General features: G+C 58.0%; 18 protein-coding genes. 4 read left to right on the top strand and 14 right to left on the bottom strand.

All coding sequences use genetic code 11. The features are described from left to right. Positions 1-79 precede the first annotated feature (79 nt). Complete coding sequence (locus ACQUTD_RS08505) at positions 80-1,291, top strand: MFS transporter (RefSeq protein ID WP_318364544.1); 1,212 nt, start codon at positions 80-82, stop codon at positions 1,289-1,291. A gap of 56 nt (positions 1,292-1,347) precedes the next feature. Here ACQUTD_RS08505 and flgL read toward each other — a convergent pair whose 3' ends face one another. The 11 genes from flgL to flgB form a co-directional block, all read right to left on the bottom strand. Further along, positions 1,348-2,301 carry a flagellar hook-associated protein FlgL gene (flgL, locus tag ACQUTD_RS08500; protein ID WP_072568150.1) on the bottom strand — a complete coding sequence of 318 codons (954 nt, stop codon included), beginning with the start codon at positions 2,299-2,301 and terminating at the stop codon, positions 1,348-1,350. Between the two features lie 14 nt (positions 2,302-2,315). Beyond that, entirely contained in the window at positions 2,316-3,959 is a 1,644-nt protein-coding gene (gene flgK, locus ACQUTD_RS08495; protein WP_072568149.1) for a flagellar hook-associated protein FlgK, read from the bottom strand. A 75-nt stretch (positions 3,960-4,034) separates the two neighbouring features. Further along, positions 4,035-4,991 (bottom strand): flagellar assembly peptidoglycan hydrolase FlgJ, encoded by a 957-nt coding sequence (flgJ, locus tag ACQUTD_RS08490; RefSeq protein WP_072568148.1) that lies wholly within the window; start codon positions 4,989-4,991, stop codon positions 4,035-4,037. Beyond that, positions 4,991-6,088 carry a flagellar basal body P-ring protein FlgI gene (locus ACQUTD_RS08485; RefSeq protein WP_072568147.1) on the bottom strand — a complete coding sequence of 366 codons (1,098 nt, stop codon included), beginning with the start codon at positions 6,086-6,088 and terminating at the stop codon, positions 4,991-4,993. Before ACQUTD_RS08485 ends, flgJ begins: the two co-directional genes overlap by 1 nt. 12 nt (positions 6,089-6,100) lie before the next feature. Next, positions 6,101-6,799, bottom strand: coding sequence for a flagellar basal body L-ring protein FlgH (locus tag ACQUTD_RS08480; RefSeq protein ID WP_318377276.1), 699 nt, complete (start codon positions 6,797-6,799; stop codon positions 6,101-6,103). A gap of 56 nt (positions 6,800-6,855) precedes the next feature. Continuing rightward, positions 6,856-7,638: a flagellar basal-body rod protein FlgG gene (gene flgG, locus ACQUTD_RS08475; protein ID WP_072568145.1), complete on the bottom strand. Its 783-nt coding sequence runs from the start codon at positions 7,636-7,638 to the stop codon at positions 6,856-6,858. Positions 7,639-7,653: 15 nt separating this feature from the next. Further along, positions 7,654-8,409, bottom strand: a complete 756-nt coding sequence (locus ACQUTD_RS08470) for a flagellar basal body rod protein FlgF (protein ID WP_072568144.1) — start codon at positions 8,407-8,409, stop codon at positions 7,654-7,656. A gap of 20 nt (positions 8,410-8,429) precedes the next feature. Continuing rightward, a complete protein-coding gene (gene flgE, locus ACQUTD_RS08465) occupies positions 8,430-9,704 on the bottom strand; it encodes a flagellar hook protein FlgE (protein WP_473274905.1) in 1,275 nt (424 codons plus the stop codon). 24 nt (positions 9,705-9,728) lie between these two features. Next, positions 9,729-10,409, bottom strand: a complete 681-nt coding sequence (flgD, locus tag ACQUTD_RS08460; RefSeq protein WP_072568142.1) for a flagellar hook assembly protein FlgD — start codon at positions 10,407-10,409, stop codon at positions 9,729-9,731. A gap of 11 nt (positions 10,410-10,420) precedes the next feature. Next, positions 10,421-10,825, bottom strand: a complete 405-nt coding sequence (flgC, locus tag ACQUTD_RS08455) for a flagellar basal body rod protein FlgC (protein WP_072568141.1) — start codon at positions 10,823-10,825, stop codon at positions 10,421-10,423. 3 nt (positions 10,826-10,828) lie between these two features. After that, positions 10,829-11,245, bottom strand: a complete 417-nt coding sequence (gene flgB, locus ACQUTD_RS08450; RefSeq protein ID WP_072568140.1) for a flagellar basal body rod protein FlgB — start codon at positions 11,243-11,245, stop codon at positions 10,829-10,831. 172 nt (positions 11,246-11,417) lie between these two features. Between flgB and flgA the strand changes: the two genes are divergently transcribed. From flgA to flgN, 3 genes are all read left to right on the top strand, one after another. Next, positions 11,418-12,077 (top strand): flagellar basal body P-ring formation chaperone FlgA, encoded by a 660-nt coding sequence (flgA, locus tag ACQUTD_RS08445; RefSeq protein WP_072568139.1) that lies wholly within the window; start codon positions 11,418-11,420, stop codon positions 12,075-12,077. Positions 12,078-12,170: 93 nt separating this feature from the next. Then, the gene (flgM, locus tag ACQUTD_RS08440; RefSeq protein WP_473274906.1) at positions 12,171-12,464 is read left to right on the top strand and encodes a flagellar biosynthesis anti-sigma factor FlgM; all 294 of its coding nucleotides are present in this window, start codon (positions 12,171-12,173) and stop codon (positions 12,462-12,464) included. Between the two features lie 4 nt (positions 12,465-12,468). After that, entirely contained in the window at positions 12,469-12,891 is a 423-nt protein-coding gene (flgN, locus tag ACQUTD_RS08435) for a flagella biosynthesis chaperone FlgN (protein ID WP_072568137.1), read from the top strand. A gap of 60 nt (positions 12,892-12,951) precedes the next feature. On the opposite strand, the gene murJ is transcribed toward flgN, so the two are convergent. The 3 genes from murJ to rimJ all read right to left on the bottom strand — a co-directional run bounded on the left by murJ (position 12,952) and on the right by rimJ (position 16,186). Next, the gene (murJ, locus tag ACQUTD_RS08430; protein WP_318374563.1) at positions 12,952-14,487 is read right to left on the bottom strand and encodes a murein biosynthesis integral membrane protein MurJ; all 1,536 of its coding nucleotides are present in this window, start codon (positions 14,485-14,487) and stop codon (positions 12,952-12,954) included. A gap of 114 nt (positions 14,488-14,601) precedes the next feature. Then, a complete protein-coding gene (locus ACQUTD_RS08425; protein WP_072568135.1) occupies positions 14,602-15,525 on the bottom strand; it encodes a Gfo/Idh/MocA family protein in 924 nt (307 codons plus the stop codon). A 76-nt stretch (positions 15,526-15,601) separates the two neighbouring features. Continuing rightward, complete coding sequence (rimJ, locus tag ACQUTD_RS08420; protein WP_473274908.1) at positions 15,602-16,186, bottom strand: ribosomal protein S5-alanine N-acetyltransferase; 585 nt, start codon at positions 16,184-16,186, stop codon at positions 15,602-15,604. Between the last annotated feature and the right edge of the window lie 99 nt (positions 16,187-16,285).

Below are 16,285 nucleotides of genomic sequence, written 5' to 3'. Positions count from 1 at the left end.
ACCGTTTTACCACTGCGCTGGCTACCGCGCTACCCCGGAACAGGGAAAAATGACCCTACACCTTATCGAGGACACTATTATGAACGGTCATTCCCCCCTTTTTGATGTACCACGCTGGTTGATTTTTATTCTTGCTATCGGCGCGGGTTTCAGCGTCGCGGCGATCTACTATGCGCAACCTTTGCTGCCGCTGATGGGCAGTGACCTGCATCTCACCATCAATGGTATGGGACTGGTGCCGACGCTGACGCAGGCGGGCTATGCGCTGGGAATTTTATTTCTGCTGCCGCTGGGCGACCGCTACGATCGCCGTCTGCTGATCCTGTTGAAAAGCGCGGCGCTGGCGGTGTTTCTGCTGGCCTGTAGCCTGACGTCGGAACTGAACACCCTGCTGGTGGTCAGTCTGCTGGTCGGTATGGCGGCGACCATGGCGCAGGACATCGTGCCCGCCGCCGCGATCCTGGCGCCGGAAGGCAAACAGGGCAAAACCGTTGGCACAGTGATGACCGGCCTGCTGCTGGGGATCCTGCTGTCGCGTACCGTCAGCGGTTTTGTTGGCGCAGCTTTTGGCTGGCGCGTGATGTATCAGCTCGCCGCTGCCAGCATTGCCTTTATTGGCGTGGTGTTGTGGTGCGTACTGCCGCGTTTCGCTGTCCACTCGCAGCTTAGCTACCCGGCGCTGATGAAATCCACGGTGCAGCTGTGGCAGCGTTACCCAGCCCTGCGCCGTGCGGCGCTGGCTCAGGGTTTTCTGTCCGTCTCGTTCAGCGCCTTCTGGTCAACCCTGGCGGTGATGCTGCTGGAGCATTATCACCTTGGCAGCGCGGTGGCCGGTACTTTTGGCATCGCCGGTGCGGCAGGTGCATTAGCCGCGCCGCTGGCGGGCGGCCTGGCGGATAAAGTGGGGGCGTCACGCGTTACGCAGTTGGGCGCTCTGCTGGTCACCGTCGCCTTTGCTTTGATGTTTGTCATGCCGCTGCTGTCCACTGAAGCGCAGCTGGTGGTGATTGCCCTGTCGGCCATTGGTTTTGACTTAGGATTGCAGTCCAGTCTGGTGGCGCATCAGAATCTGGTGTACAGCCTTGAACCTAAAGCACGTGGCCGCCTGAATGCCCTGCTGTTTACCGTGGTGTTTATCGGCATGGCTGCAGGCTCGGCGCTGGGCAGTAAAGTCTACTCAATGGCGGGCTGGCCTGCGGTGGTGGCCCTTGCCACGGTCTGCGGGGTGATTGCGCTGGCTATCCGCCTGCGCGCCGGGGAAATCCGTACACAGGTACAGACGCAGCCGTAAACCGGCATAAAAAAAGCCCGCGCTATGATGGCGCGGGCTTTTTAGCATAAATGCTTTTATCGGTTCATCTGGAATAACGACATACCCTGCATATCGGTGAAGGCTTTATAAGACGCCTGCAACGCGGCCTGTTTCATGGTGTAGGACGAAATCGCCGAACTCCAGTCCACGTCCACCAGCGCGCTCATCTGCGACGACAACCCTAACTGACGGTCAGTGCCCAGGGCGTCGAGCTTATCCAGCTCATCAAGCTGGGTACCCACTTCCGCGCGCACGCTCAACACGTTGTTCAGGGAGTTACGCAGACCACGGTTGGTTTTATCCAGCGCCGCCTGAGAGGTCGCCTTGGCGGCATCGTCGCCGCTGACCGGGGTTTTCAGCGCAGCAATGGCCGTATCCAGCATTTTAAACAGGCTGGTTTCCGGTGCAGAACCATCAGGCTCTTTCACCGCATTGCCGGTCAGGGTGTCAAAGACCTGAGTGCCGGTATGGGCGATAGTCATGGTACGGGCGGCATCAACCTGCTGGGTAATAGCCTGAGCGCCGCCGTTATAGGCACCGGTCGCGGCGTCAAACGGCGGTTTATCCGTCTGGTAGCCTGCGAAAATATAACGACCGTTACCGTCAGTGCTGTTCGCAAGGTTCATCAGCTGATCGCGAATACCCTGCAGATCGGTAGCCAGCGAGGCGCGGTCATCATCGCTCAATGCGTCGTTGCCGGCGTTGATCACTTTGGTCTGGGCCGAGGTGATCGCCGTCGCCACCTGCGACAGCACGTTATCTTCCAGCGAAATCTTTTGCGAGGCGAAGGTACGGGCCAGCGCATACTGGTTGTTCTGCGCCTGCGCCTGGGAAACCACAACCGCCTGCGACGCGGCGATCGGATCGTCTGACGGGCGGTTAACACGCTGCTCGGTAGACATCTGCTCGCCGAACTTCAGCCATTCGCTCTGCGAGTTGGTAATGCCCCGCATGCTCTGGTCATACATCATCTGAGTACTAATACGCATCATTCACCCCTTACTTAGCGTATGCTCAGCAACGCATCAAACAGCGTGCTGGCTGTCTGTAATACCTGAGCGTTGGCGAGATAATATTGCTGGTAGCGTTGCAGGTTGCCGTACTCTTCATCAAGGTTGACGCCGGAGATCGACTGCTGCTGATTGCTTAACTGCGTCACCACGTTGTTCTGGGTGGTGCTGCTGGTTTTCAGCGTCGCGGTGGTGCTGCCGACGGTGCTGACCAGGGAGGCGTAAGCATCGTTAAAGGTTTTGTTGCCGCCGACCACTTTGCTTTTTTGCAGATCCAGCAACGCCTGACCGTTACGGTTATCGCTGTCGCCGCCGGTCGCGGTTTGCGCAAGAGCAATTTTGGATTCGTCGGAGATCGCCAGCTTCATGTTGACGATGGCGTTGCTCACCGGTTTCACGGTGAAGCTTTCGTTGACATTAGGCGTACCTGATACGCCAATTTTCAGGCCATCGAAGTTCAGGGTGCCGTCGGTAGTGTCTGGCGTGACGTTAAAGGCAGTGTTATCCGACAGACGCGTCACCTGCCAGCCGGTGCTGGTGTAGGCCACTTTATAGTCGGTCGCCTGTACTTTGGTGCTGTCGCTGACCGTCGGGTTCAGCGTGGTACCGCTGGTGTTTTTGCTGTTGGTCAGCGCGGTCGGCGTGCCGATGGTGAAGAAATCCTTACCGCCATTGCCATCCGCGTCAAAACCGGCTTTATGCTGGGTGTTAAACGCATCCGCGAAGCTCAGCGCCAGCTGTCCCAGCGTGTTGCGGGTCTGATCCAGGTTAGTGGAACGGAACGTCAGCAGACCGCCCAGCGAACCGCTGGTCAGCAGTTTTTCCGGGATCTCAATGTTGCCTGCCGTCGCATCGACGTAAGCCACAGTGGTACGCGCCGGATCGGCGGATGATGGTACGGCGGCCAGTTGGCGGGCGTTGCTGCCCTGCACCAGCGTATAACCGTTCGCCATGGTCAGGTTATAGGTACCGCCATCCTGAATGCTCACTTCCACGCCGACGACTTTGTTCAGTTCGCTGACCAGCTGGTCGCGCTGATCGAGCAGGTCGTTTGGCGATGCGCCTGCGCCCACGCCGGTCAGACGGGAAATCTGATCGTTAAGGGTGGCGATTTGCCTGGTGTAGTTATTGATCTGATCGACGCTGGAAGTGATAGACAGGTTAACCTGCTTATCCTGGTCGCGCAGATACTCATCGGTCACTTTAAACTGGTTAACCAGGCCGTCGGCTTTACCGAGCAGCGTCTGACGGGCAGCCGGATCTTCGGCGTTGCTGGTCAGCGTCTGTAAGCTGGTAAAGAAGTCCTGCAGCGTGGCGGACAGCGTATTGGTTTTGCCGGAGAGCATATCGTCGATTTTGGACATCTGCTCGTAGCGCGTTGTCAGACCGCTGCTCTGGGTTTGCGCCGCACGCAGCTGGTTGGTGATGAACGAGTCATATTCACGCTGGACGCCCGACACGTATACGCCGTTGCCAGTCCAGCCGCCTGCGCCCAGGGTACTGTTTGCTGCCGCAAGGACCGTCGTCTGACGGGTATAGCCCGCCACGTTATAACTGGAGATGTTATTACTGGCGGTATTCAGTGCAGCCTGAGCTGCGCTAAGCCCGCTCATGGCGCTGTTGATCAAGCTGGACATGGAGGTTCCTTATAAACTGTCAGACATGAATCCTGATAGAGATTATCGGCAACGCCTTTCTGAACTTGAGAGTTTTCAGAACAGATTTTCGATATCGTTGCTGTACGCTTTACTCACCTTCTCACCCATCGCTTTCATCTGCTGGATCATGCCGGTCAGCTTACGCGCATAGTTTGGATCGGTGGCGTAACCGGCGCTCTGCAATGCCTGAGCGCCCTGTTCGGCGGTAGCGGCCGTGGTCACGGCAGCGTAGCGCGGATTGCGGGTCAGCACGCCCACGTAGTCCGACAGCGCTTCGAGATACGAGCTGTAGACACGGAACTTCGCCTTCACTTTCTTCGCTTCGCCGTTTTCAAATTCGGTGGTGGTGATCTCGGTGACCGGCCCTTTCCAGTTTGAGGTGGCTTTGACGCCAAAAATGTTAAAGCTTGGCTCGCCGTTCTCACGGCGGATCTGCCGCTGGCCCCAGCCGGATTCCAGCGCCGCCTGCGCGAGGATCAGGTGATGCGGCACGCCGCTCTGCTGGCTGGCCAGTCGCGCAGGCAGCGAGAGCTGGGCCAGGAAGTCTTTGCTGTCGCCGGTCAGCGGCTCATCATTGACTTCCGGGGCTTTCGGCATCGCCTTGCGCACCATTTGCGTCAGCGCCTGGTTCTGATAGGTGGTGACCGTTTCCAGCGGAAACTTCATCGGCACCTGCTCAGGTTCAGACGCGGCGGCCTGCGCCGCCTGCTCGCCGCCCATCTGTTTGACCATCATATCCGCAAGGCCGAGGCCTTTACCGGCGGTCATCTGCTGGGCGATCTGCTGGTCATACATGCTGGTGTACAGGCGCGTGGAATCACTGCTGAACAGGCCGTCTTTCGGCAAGGCTTCACGCATGCTTTTCAGCATCATCTGCACAAACATCCCTTCCACCTGGCGGGCCACGGGGCGAAGGTTCGCCCCCGGATCCTGCCCGGCTTTCGATTTCAGTTCATTCAGCGATTGCGCATCCCATGCCGCGCTCGCCGCCAGTCGGCTGTCGGTCAACATTAGATGATTTCCAGTTTCGCGCGCAGGCAACCCGCGCTTTCCATTGATTGCAGGATGGACATCAGATCCATCGGCGTGGCGCCCAGCGCGTTCAGGGCGCGTACGACGCTGTTCAGGTTGGCGCTGGAGCGCACGCTTTGCAGCGAGCCGCCGCTCTGACGCAGATCGATTTGCGTCTGCGGCGTCACCACCGTCTGACCGCCGCCAAACGGCGTATCGGGCTGACTGACGTTCGCCTGACGGTTCACGGTCACGGAGAGGTTACCCTGCGCCACCGCACAGCTGTCGAGCGTTACTTCGCGGTTCATCACCACCGAGCCGGTACGGGAGTTAATGACAATCTTCGCGTCCTGCGGCGTCATGCCCACTTCCATATTCTGAATATCCGCCAGGAAACGCACCTGCGAGCTGTTACCCGCGGGCACGCGGATCTGCACGGTACGCGCATCCAGCGCCGTGGCGCTGCCGTAGCCGCGGGAGCGGTTGATGGTGTCGGTGATCTGCTGCGCGAGGGTGAAGTCTTCATTGTTCAGTTGCAGGTTAATGGTGTTGCCTGCGCCGAACTGGCTTGGCAGTTCACGTTCCACTACCGCGCCGCCGGTGATGCGGCCGCCGTTAAGCTGGTTCACCTGCACGCTGCTGCCGCCGGCGGATGCGCCTGCGCCGCCGACCAGCACGTTACCCTGCGCCAGCGCATAGACCTGGCTGTCCACGCCTTTCAGCGGGGTCATTACCAGCGTACCGCCGCGTAAGCTTTTGGCGTTACCGAGGGAGGACACCACCACATCGATGTTCTGACCCTGACGTGCAAAAGGCGGCAGCTGCGCGGTGACCATCACGGCCGCCACGTTTTTCAGCTGCATGTTGGTGCCCGGCGGCACGGTGATCCCCATCTGCGAGAGCATGTTGTTCAGGCTCTGGGTGGTGAACGGCGTCTGGGTCGTCTGGTCACCTGTACCATCCAGACCGACCACCAGGCCGTAGCCAATTAAGGAGTTTTGTCGTACGCCCTGTACGCTGGTGAGATCCCGGATACGCTCGGCCTGGGCAATCGTTGCCACCAGCACCAGCGCTATACCAATCAGAGATTTAAACATGGGATACCTCAGTTACATCGGCGATAAATTAAGGAAGAAACGTTGCAGCCAGCCCATATTCTGCGCTTCGTTTATGTAGCCATTGCCAACATATTCGATACGCGCGTCTGCCACCTGGGTAGACGGAACCGTGTTGCTGCCGCTGATGGTGCGTGGGTTCACGACACCGGAGAAGCGGATGAATTCAGTGCCCTGATTAATGGCGATCTGTTTTTCACCCACAACGTGTAAGTTGCCATTGACCAGAACCTGGTCGACGGTGACGGTCAAGGTGCCGCTAAAGGTATTGCTGGCGTTTGCGCCGCCTTTACCGTTAAAGCTGTTGCTGCCGTCGGCATCCACATCCGCGCGCGCATTACCGAACAGGCCCTGCAGATAGCGTGGAGCGGTATCGACGCCGAAGCTGGTTTTGCCGTCGCGGCTGGCATTCGCCGAGGAGCTTTTACTGGCGCTGACATTTTCCGCCAGCACGATGGTCAGCGTGTCGCCAACGTTACGCGGACGTCGATCTTCAAACAGTGGCTGGTAGCCATAGTTCACAGGCTGCGCAGACTGGTAAATGGAGCCATTGACTATCGGCGCCGGGCCAGGCGTCGGTTGGGCGGTGGTCGCCCCTTGCACCAGCGGTGTCGAAGGGATCAAGGCACATCCGGACAGGGAGGTTGCCAGCAGAGCCAGAAGCGGATAACGAAACGCGGCGGTTTTGTACATTGCTTTCATCTTCAAAAACAGGGTGCCGGTGCGGGGTTAGCGCACCGGATCACGCCTTAGAGTTGCGTCAGTTTCTGCAGCATCTGATCGGTCGTCGATACCGCTTTACTGTTAATTTCATACGCGCGCTGAACCTGGATCATGTTTACCAGCTCTTCCGCCACGTTGACGTTAGAGGTTTCCACATAACCCTGATACAGCAGACCCGCGCCGTTCAGGCCTGGCGTGGTGTCATTTGGCGCGCCGGAAGACTGGGTTTCGGTGTAGAGGTTCTCACCAATACTTTCCAGACCGGTGTCGTTCATAAAGGTCGTCAGGTTGAGCTGGCCGACCTGCACCGGCGCGGCCTGACCCTGCTGGGTCACGCTCACCACACCGTCACGACCGATAGTGATGCTCAGAGAGTTCGCCGGAATGGTGATCGCAGGCTGCACCTGGAAACCACCGGCCGTCACTAACTGACCATTCTGATCGACCTGGAACGAGCCATCGCGCGTATAGGCGGCGGTACCGTCCGGCAGCATTACCTGGAAGAAACCCTGGCCTTTGATGGCCACGTCTTTACTGTTATTAGTCTGCGACAGGTTACCCTGGCTGTGCAGGCGTTCAGTGGCGACCGGACGAACGCCGGTACCGATCTGCAAGCCTGACGGCAGCGTCGTCTGTTCGGAGGATTGCGCCCCCGGCTGACGAATGGTCTGGTAGAGCAGGTCTTCAAAGACCGCACGCTGACGCTTAAAACCGTTGGTGCTGACGTTCGCCAGGTTGTTGGCGATAACGTCCATATTGGTTTGCTGGGCATCAAGGCCGGTCTTGGCAATCCATAATGAGTTGATCATGGGTGTTCCTGTTTATTAGCTCATTGACAGCAGCGAGTTGGCGCGCTGGTCGTTTTCGTCAACGCTGCTGATCACCTTCATTTGCATCTCAAAACGACGCGCACTGGCAATCATGTCGGTCATCGCGGCTACCGGCTTCACGTTACTGCCTTCCAGCACGCCGGACATCACGCGGATGGTCGGATCGGCCTGTAAGGTCGCGCCACGGGTCGCCTGCGCGGCCTGGCTTAAACGGAACATGCCGTCGTCGCCGCGCACCACTTCGCTGCCTTCCGCTTTGACCAGCTTCAGACGGCCAACAGGCGACACGGTATTCGGCGGATCCCCTGGGGTAAGCGCCGACACGGTACCGTCGGCAGCGATGGTGATCTCCGCGCCTTCCGGCACGGCGATCGGGCCGCCGTCGCCCATTACCGGATTACCCTGAATAGTCAGCTGACCTGCCGGGTTAACCTGGATGTTACCGTTGCGGGTATAAGCTTCGGTGCCATCCGGCGCCTGTACCGCCAGCCAGCCATCCTGCTGCAACGCCACGTCCAGCGGACGTGACGTGTAGTCCATTTGACCCTGCGTCATATCCGCGCCGGGCGTGGACGCCGTCACCAGCGTACGCGTCGGCAGTGACAATCCTTCAACGGGTACCGCTCGCAGCGCATTCAGCTGGGCGCGAAAACCGGGTGTTGACGCGTTCGCGAGGTTGCTGGCGGTAACAGACTGCTGATTGAGCGTCTGACTTGCCGCGCCCATCGCGGTATATATTGCGTGATCCATGAAGCCATCCCGTCAGACGATTAGCGCAGGTTAACCAGCGTGTTGAGGATCTGATCCTGAGTTTTGATGGTCTGCGCGTTCGACTGGTAGTTACGCTGCGCGACGATCATGTTCACCAGCTCTTTACTCAGATCAACGTTCGACGACTCCAGCGCGCCGTTGGTCAGCGAACCGAAGTTACCGGTACCCGCGGTACCCAGCAGCGCCACACCGGATGCGCCGGAGGCGGACCAGACGTTATCGCCTTCGGATTGCAGACCTTCGTTGTTGGCGAAGTTCGCCAGCACGATCTGACCTAACAGCTGGGTCTGTTCGTTGGAGTAGTTACCCACCACGGTGCCATCATCGTTGATCTGGTAGCTCACCAGGTCGCCCGGCTTGTAACCGTTCTGGCTGGTCGCCACGATGTTGTTAGAACCGGTGTTCTGCTGCATGGAGCCAAGCCAGCTCAGCGAGAAGCTCGCCGGGATCGCGCCGTTCAGGGCGCCCGTGACGATATTGACCTGCGGCTGTGCATTCGGTGTAGCGGCCAGATCCCAGCTAGCAGGAGTGGTGGTGGTGTTCAGCGTGTAGTTACGCACTTCGTCCAGATTACCGTTGGTGTCAAAGGCCATCTGGGCAGATTTCACTGGCGTTGCGCCTGTGACGCTGGAATCCTGGGTCCACACATCCCACTGGTTATTTGCCGTTTTGACATAGTAAACGTTCATGTCATGGGCGTTACCCTGGGTATCAAATACCGTCACCGACCCTTTCTTGTTGTAGGAGTCCGCGTTGGTCGGATCAAAGGTGGCAATGGTCGGCAGTTTGTCAGACGAGTTCAGGTTGATCTGCATCGCCGCAGTGGTGGTGGTTTTCGCCGACATCAGCGTGTTTGGCACGGAGATGGCGGTCGGGTTCGCGCCTTGCTGGATGGTCGGCGGCGTACCTGTTGCCGGATAGCCGGTCAGTTGCAGTCCCTGCATGTTAACGATGTTACGGTCGGAATCCAGTTTGAACTGACCGTTACGGCTGTAATAAACAGAACCGTTGTTGTCGACCAGACGGAAGAAACCGTTCTGGCTGATTGCCACGTCCAGGCCACGACCGGTATTGGTGGTGGTGCCGTCGTTAAAGTCCTGGGTGATACCCGCAACTTTTACGCCCAGACCGACTTTAGAACCAGCAAACATGTCAGCGAAGGACGCACTGCCAGATTTAAAGCCGTAAGTGGCGGAGTTGGCGATGTTGTTACCGATGACATCGAGGTTGGTGGCCGCAGCATTCAGGCCGCTGACCGCTTGTGAAAAGGCCATGACTTACTCCTGATAAATGAAGGCTTAGATAATCTGCCGTACTTCGTCGAGGGTGGTGGTACCGTAGGTACCCAAATCTAACAAGTTGCCGTTGCTGCCGCGGGTAACACCCTGCACCAGCGCAAACTGTAGCGGTTGGGCAACCAGCTGAGTGGTGCCGTTGCTGGCGTTAATCGCCACGTTATAAGAACCGTCCGGCGCTGCCGTGCCGTCCGCCAGGGTGCCGTCCCAGTTGAAGCTGTGGACGCCCGCTTTCAGCGCGCCTATATCGATGGTGCGCACCACCACACCGGCTTTATCGGTAATGGTGGCGGTGACTTTATCGGCGGCCTGCTGGAGCTCAACGCCAAACGGCGTGGTGGTTTCTTTACCCGCCAGTATCGTAGTGCCAGGGATCATCACGCCATGCCCAATCAGCGTGCTGGCCTGCAACGAGGCGTTGTTATTAAGCTGACCGGAGATAGAGCCGAGCGTGGTGTTCAGCTTTTCAATGCCGCTCACGGTGCTGATTTGCGCCAGCTGTGTGGTCAGTTCGTTGTTCTGCATCGGATTGGTCGGATCCTGGTTTTTCAGCTGTGCGACCAAGAGCGTTAAAAAGCTGCCCTGTAAATCTTCTGCTTTACTGCCGGTCAGCGAGCTGTTGCCCGTGGCGGCGGAAGTACCGGCGGCGGCGGTAGTGTCATTAACGTTAACGGAAATAGACATGCCTTGTTCCTTTACTGGCCGAGGGTCAGGGTCTTGAGCATCAGGCTCTTGACGGTGTTAAGCACTTCAACGTTTGCCTGGTAGCTGCGGGAGGCGGACATGGAGTTGACCATTTCGCCCACCACATCGACGTTCGGCATACGCACATACCCTTTTGCATCGGCAAGCGGGTTACCCGGTTCGTACACCAGTTTGTCCGGGGCCTGACTTTCGATCACTTCAGAGACCTTCACCCCACCGGTCGCCGCGCCTGGCGCAGCATCTACCTGAAATACCACCTGTTTTGCGCGATAAGGCTGGCCATCCGGTCCGGTGACGCTGTCGGCGTTGGCCAGGTTACTGGCCGCCACGTTCAGACGCTTGGACTGGGCGGTCATCGCGGAACCGGCGATATCAAAAATGTTCAGTAATGCCATCTGTTAATTCCCCCCCTGCAATACGCTCATCATGCCTTTGATCTGCCCACCCAGTACGGTCAGACCGGTCTGGTATTTCAGGGTGTTATCGGCGAATTGTGTACGTTCGCGATCCATATCGACGGTATTACCATCCATCGAAGGCTGGTCCGGAATGCGGTACAGCAGATCGGCAGACGGCGCGGTCATTGCCTGAGCCGGAATATGACGGGCAGAGGTCAGCTGCAAGGCTACACCGCTATTTTCAGCACGACCGCGCTCCATCACCTTTTTGAGTTCACTGCTGAAATCCATATCGCGTGCCTGATACCCCGGGGTATCGGCGTTGGCAATATTGGCCGCCAGCACTTCCTGGCGCTGCGCGCGCAGATTTAACGCTTCCTGCTGAAAACGTAGCGCGGCATCGAGTTTATCGAGCATGTCTCCCCCGCTGATGACATTACGCTGATGATAAATTGACAGGTGACAGCTTAAATGGCGTTGTCCATGCGTCATCGTCTGAATAAGCGCAAAATGCGTCGCTATTTATTGCGTTGATAGATTTATTGTGCGGGTAGAATCTCGGCATTCTTTAAACAGGCAGGAGTCTGCGATGAACACCCTGAAAGGCGGTTTAGCCGCGACCTTACTGTTTTTTAGCGCGTCGCTGCTGGCGGCGGATCTCAATGCGCAGCTGACGGCGTTTTTTGCCCAGCGGCTGGCAGGCTTCAGCGATGAGGTGGTGGTAAAGGTGCGCAGCGCGCCAAATCTGCTGCCCGCCTGCGAACAACCGGCGCTCAGCGTGGCGGGAAGTGCTAAACTCTGGGGGAATGTGAACGTGCTGGCGCAGTGCGCCAATGAAAAACGTTACGTTCAGGTGCAGGTGCAGGCCACGGGCAATTATGTCGTCGCCGCGCAGCCGATAACCCGTGGCAGTACGCTGCAACCGGGGAGCGTCACCCTCACCCGTGGTCGTCTCGATCAGCTGCCGCCGCGCACCATGCTGGATATCAATCAGGCGCAGGATGCGGTAAGTTTACGCGACGTCGCCCCCGGTCAGGCGATCCAGCTGTCGATGCTGCGCCAGGCCTGGCGTATCAAAGCCGGTCAGAAAGTGCAGGTTATCGCACAGGGCGACGGCTTTAGCGTTAACGGCGAAGGCCAGGCGATGAATAATGCTGCCGTGGCGCAAAACGCCCGGGTTCGCATGGCGTCAGGCCAGGTGGTGAGCGGGATGGTCGGTCCTGATGGGAATATTCTTATTAATCTATAATTCTTTAAAGAATTTGCGGCATCTGCCGATAAATAATCAACATATGATGAATGGCAGGCGTCTGCGCCGCAAAACCTCGATGAGGACCACACTATGAGCATTGAACGTACATCGCCCCTGAAGCCGGTCAACACTGTTCAACAGCGCGAAAGCAACGAAACTCAGGCAGCCAAAACGCGCCTGGAAAAACCGGTTACTGCTAACAGCACTAACGTTACCATCAGCAATGCCCAGTCCCGTCTGGTCCAGTCCGGTGACGACGATATTAATGTTGAGCGCATAGAAAGCCTGAAGGCCGCGATCCGCAACGGCGAACTGAAAATGGACACCGGCAAAATCGCCGATGCGCTGATTCAGGAAGCACAGAGTTTCTTACAGAGTAAATAAGCGTATGAATCAACTGTCAGAAATACTGGATAAGATGACAGTTATCCTGAACGACCTGAAAGTCGTGATGGATGCTGAGCAACAGCAACTTTCCGCAGGCCACTTCAATGGCAGCGCCCTGCAGCGCATTACGGAAGAAAAGAGCTCGTTGCTCGCTACGCTGGACTATCTGGAGCAACAGCGACGCGCGGAGCAGAACGCCAGACGCGCTTCCAATGATGATGTTGCAGAACGCTGGCAGTCCATTACCGCCAAGACACAGCATTTACGCGATCTTAACCAGCACAACGGCTGGTTGCTTGAAGGCCAGATTATCCGTAACCAGCAAGCGCTTGAGGTGCTGAAACCGCATCAGGAGCCAGGGTTATACGGGGCCAACGGACAGACATCCTCGACCACGCGCGGCGGCAAGAAAATCTCCATCTGATCGTGACCGTACGCGTTACCAGTTACAGACAGGGAGTCATTTGACTCCCTGTTGCTGTTTTTATACCGTCTTACGCGCAAACTCTTTCACTTTGAATCCCAGCGCCGCCAGGGTGGCGAAATAAGCGATCACGCCCACCACCACCACCGCCATCAGGCGCAGCAGACGCCAGGCCATGGTGCCCTGCGACCACTCCGGCATCACCATCATCATGCCCACCAGCGCGGCGGACATCACTGCTACCGCAACGATCAGACGCAGCAGAAAGCGCGACCAGCCCGGCTGCGGGGTAAAGATGTTCTGCTTACGCAGCTGCCAGTACAACAGGGAAGCATTCAGACAGGCGCCCAGACCAATCGACAGCGACAGCCCGGCGTGCTTTAGCGGGCCGATAAACATCAGGTTCATCACCTGGGTCATGATCAGCGTGACGATGGCGATTTTCACCGGCGTTTTGATGTCCTGGCGGGAGTAGAAGCCCGGCGCCAGCACTTTCACCACGATAAGCCCGATCAGCCCCACCGAATAGGCCACCAGCGCACGTTGGGTCATCAGCGCATCGAAGGCGTTAAATTTACCATACTGAAATAACGACACGGTAAGCGGTTTCGCCAGAATACCCAGCGCCACCGCGCTCGGCAGCGCCAGCAGGAAACACAGACGCAGCCCCCAGTCCATCAGGCGGCAATATTCGTCCTGATTGCCGCTGGCAAAACTTCTCGACAGCGACGGCAGCAGAATGGTGCCCAGCGCCACGCCCAGCACGCCGGAGGGAAACTCCATCAGGCGGTCCGCGTAGTACATCCAGGATACGGAACCGGATACCAGAAAGGAGGCGAAAATGGTGTTGATGATCAGCGAAATCTGGCTTACCGACACGCCCAGAATAGCCGGGCCCATCTGTTTCACCACCCGCATCGCCCCGGCGTCGCGCAGATTGATGCGCGGCAGCACCAGCATGCCGATTTTCTTCAGGTGCGGCAGCTGATAGACCAGTTGCAGCACGCCGCCCACGGTGACGGCCCACGCCAGCGCCAGCACCGGCGGGTTAAAGTAGGGCGCGGCAAAGAGCGCGAAGCCAATCATACTGACGTTTAAAAAGGTGGGCGCGAATGCCGGTACAGAAAAGCGGTTCCAGGTATTGAGGATCGCCCCCGCCAGCGAGGCCAGCGAGATCAGCAGGATATAAGGAAAGGTAATAGTCAGAAGTTTTGACGTCAGGGCGAATTTGTCGGCGGTATCGGCAAAGCCCGGCGCCGTCACCATGATCACCCAGGGCGCGGCCAGCATCCCCAGCACGGTCACCACCGCCAGCGCCAGCGTCAACAGACCGGACACATAGGAGACAAACACGCGGGTGGCGTCGTCGCCCTGCTTGCTTTTGTATTCCGCGAGGATCGGCACAAAGGCCTGCGAGAACGCCCCTTCGGCGAAAATACGCCGCAGCAGGTTAGGTAATTTGAACGCCACAAAAAAGGCATCGGTGGCCATCCCGGCCCCAAAAACACGCGCCACAATGGCGTCCCGCGCAAATCCCAGTACGCGGGAAAACATGGTCATTGAGCTGACTGCGGCCAGCGATTTTAATAAATTCATTACGTTGTTCGTCCACAACCTGACGGCAAAACGCCTGCAGAGCAGGCGTCGGGGGGTATGGCGGGTAGTCTACCTGGATTGCGGTGAAATACTACCGGCTTATGTTACGGGCGGTTACTCCGTCATCGCCTCGCGCCAGAGTTTTTCAATCACGCGCTGCGCCAGCACGGCCTGTTCACCGGCGGTTTCGGGAACCGTCTGATTTTGCACGCATTCGATAAAATGACGGGCGCAGCCCACAAATCCGCGCTGCTCAAGCGTGCTCTGCCAGCCGGGCACCGGACGAAGGATCACCCCCTGCCCGCGCTCCTCCCGCCAGTCGCGCATATCGGTAACGTCATACAGGCCGCCGTCGGTCACCGCCTGTACCCACTCGCGCTGACTGCCAGCGCGGCGGTGCATGCTGGTGGTGATCTGCAACAGATCGCTGCTGAAGTGATGTTCGGCGTAGCACATCTGCCCTTCGTCATTGGTGTGCAGCACGCCGCCCTGCAACTGCGCCGGGCCGCCTGCCAGCCAGAGGGCGGTGTCCACCACATGGAGATAATCATCAAGCAGCGTAAAGCGCAGATCGTGCGGGCCGACGCTGTCGCTGCGATGCTTGTCCATGCGCAGCGACGCCCCTTTTTCCAGCCGGGTTTTCAGATCGCGGTACAGGGGCGCAAAGCGGCGATTAAAGCCGACCATCAGCGTCAGTTTTTTACGCGCCGCCAGCTCCACCAGCCGCTCGGCATCCGCCAGATTATCCGCCAGCGGCTTATCGACGCAGACGTGCACCCCGGCATTTAACAACTCGCTGACCACGGCATAATGCGATGCGGTCGAGGTATGCACAAAGACCGCATCGCACTGGCTGGCAAGATGCGCCAGCGAGTCGGCATAGGGCAGACGCCAGCTTTCACATACCGGCAGCGCTTTTTCCCGCGTCGGCGACCAGGCAGCCTGTAGCGTCCAGTCCGTTGCCGCCGCCAGTACCGGCAGCCAGGCTTTTTGCGCGATGCCGCCAAGCCCTACCACACCAATTCGTAATCGGCTCACTTCATTCTCCCGTCTGTGTGAGTAATGGATACGGAGGCTAAAGCGGCCTCGTTGTTCAGCAGATGATGCATAATCGTCAACGCCCTGCGGTCCAGTCGGTGGCCGTTAACGCCGTCAGCACGTGATCGCGCCACTGACCGTCAATCAGCAGATAAGCTTTGGCGTAGCCTTCCTTTTCAAAACCGAGACGCGCCAGCAAATCGCCGCTGCGTTTATTGTGCGGCATGTAGTTGGCCATAATGCGGTGCATATGCTGCGTGCGCTGCATATAGCGGATCGCCGCGCTTAAGGCTTCAAACATTAACCCCTGCCCCTGCCATTTCTGACCAATAGAGTAGCCAAGGTAGCAGGCGTGAAAAGATCCGCGTACGACGTTGGAAAAGTTCGCCACGCCGATGATCTCTTTTTCTGCGGGATCGAGCAGCGCAAAGTAAAAAGCGCTGCCCTGTTTATGGAATTCGTTGATCATGCCGAGGCGGGCCTGCCAGCCGGAAGGATAACAATGGCTGTCATCGCGGATCGGCTCCCAGGGTTTCAGAAACTGGCGATTTTCTGCGTAATAATCGGCCAGCCGCCAGGCATCACGCTCATGCACCAGACGCACTACCAGGCGATCGGTGGTCAGGCGTGCTTTAGGTACGTTACTGCGATAGCCAAACATCAATAACCACTCCTTCCGCTCACGTCTTGTTACCCCTTTTCCTTAACTATACCTGCGCAATGCCGGTCTGTGAAAACAGCAACATACCATTTTCTGCGC

Source organism: Enterobacter sp. K510 (assembly GCF_055804875.1).
Note: the sequence above shows the minus strand (reverse complement) of the source record. Positions and strands in the feature narration are given on the sequence as shown.